At 66.4% G+C, this 1,813-nt stretch carries 1 protein-coding gene and 1 pseudogene; both read left to right on the top strand.

All coding sequences use genetic code 11. The annotated features are described in order from the left end of the window. Window positions 1-67: 67 nt before the first annotated feature. Window positions 68-1,501 (top strand): annotated as a pseudogene (istA, locus tag ABD050_RS07930) (IS21 family transposase); the annotation flags it as partial. Beyond that, on the top strand, window positions 1,434-1,813 hold a 380-nt coding region (locus ABD050_RS07935; protein ID WP_343888727.1), incomplete at its 3' end, for an ATP-binding protein. The pseudogene istA and the gene ABD050_RS07935, both read left to right, overlap by 68 nt.

A 1,813-nucleotide genomic window follows, 5' to 3' on the forward strand; every position in this document is an offset into this window, starting at 1 on the left:
ATCGTCGCGATCGTCGGACTCTCATCCTGATCGTCGCTAGACTCTCATCCAGATCGTCGCGCTACAGGCGTTAGCGTACGAACGCAGCGTGCAGCCGCTGCCGAAGCTGGGGCCGTGGACGGCGGATCTGGGTCGGTTGCTGGAGACCAACGACCGCAAGGCGCGGCGCGAGCGGCTGACGATGATCCGCGTGTTCGAGGAGTTGCAGGGGCTGGGCTATCGTGGCGGTTATGACGCGGTCCGGCGCTATGCGGCGGCGTGGCACCGCGAGCGCTCGGTCGCGACGGCGGCAGCGTATGTGCCGCTGAGCTTTGCGCCGGGCGAGGCGTACCAGTTCGACTGGAGCCATGAGGTCGTCGTCATCGCGGGGGTCACGACGACGGTGAAGGTGGCGCACATGCGGCTTTGCCACAGCCGGATGTTTTACGTGCGGGCGTATCCGCGCGAGAGCCAGGAGATGGTGTTCGACGCGCATGACCGCGCGTTCGCGTTCTTCGGCGGCGCCTGCCAGCGCGGCATCTACGACAACATGAAGACGGCGGTCGACGCGATCTTCGTTGGGCGCGAGCGTCAGTATAATCGCCGCTTCCAGCAGATGTGCGGGCATTATCTGGTCGAGCCAGTGGCGTGCACGCCGGCGTCGGGCTGGGAGAAGGGGCAGGTCGAGAATCAGGTCGGCCTGGTGCGGGAACGCTTCTTCACGCCGCGGTTGCGGTTCAAGAGCTACGCCGAGATGAACGCGTGGCTGGAGGATCGCTGCGTCGCGCGCTCGAAGCAGGCGGCACATCCCGAGTTGAAGGATCGCACCGTCTGGGAGGTGTTCGAGGCGGCCGACCGCCCCGCGCTGATCGCCTATCGCGGGCCGTTCGACGGCTTCCATGCGCTCCCGGCGTCGGTATCGAAAACGCTGCTGGTGCGGTTCGATTACAACAAATACTCGGTGCATGCCGCAGCGGCCGGGCGACCGGTCGAGATCCACGCCTATGCCGATCGGGTCGTCATCCGCCAGGATGGCGAGGTCGTCGGCGAGCATGTTCGCCGGCTCGGGCGCGATCAGACGATCTATGATCCCTGGCATTACGTGCCCGTGCTGGCGAGGAAGCCCGGCGCGTTGCGCAACGGCGCGCCGTTCAAGGACTGGCCGCTTCCGCCCGCGATCGAGCGGGTACGGCGACGCCTCGGTAGTCACGCCGATGGTGATCGCCAGATGGTCGGCATCCTGAGCGCGGTAACGGCCGATGGACTTGATGCGGTCGAGGCCGCCTGCGCCGAGGCACTGGCGGGCGGTACGGTCAGCCGCGACGTCGTGCTCAACATCCTGACCCGTCAGCGCGAGCCATCGGCACCGCTGACCATCGCCACGCCCGAGGCGCTGCGGCTTGTCCATGAGCCGGTCGCCGACTGCGCCCGATACGACAGCCTGAGGAGCTTTTATGGAACGCCACGAGATCCTGGAGATGATGGGAACGCTGAAGCTTGCCGGCATGCGGCACGCCTATGACGAGGTGATCACCGACGCGGTGAAGCGGCAGCACACCCCCGGCCGCGTGGTCGGTGATCTGCTGAAAGCCGAGATCGACGAAAAGCAGGCGCGCTCGATCAAATACCAGATGACGATCGCCAAGCTGCCGCTGGCCAAAGACATTACCGGCTTCGATTTTGCCGCGACGCCGATCAACGAAGGCCTGGTCCGCGACCTTGCCACCGGAGCGTTCCTGGCCAGTCAGCGCAACGCCGTGCTGGTCGGCGGGACCGGCACCGGCAAGACGCACCTTGCCATCGCGATCGGGCGATCCTGCGTGCGCACCGGCGC

The organism is Sphingomonas oligophenolica (assembly GCF_039522915.1).
Classification (GTDB): domain Bacteria; phylum Pseudomonadota; class Alphaproteobacteria; order Sphingomonadales; family Sphingomonadaceae; genus Sphingomonas; species Sphingomonas oligophenolica.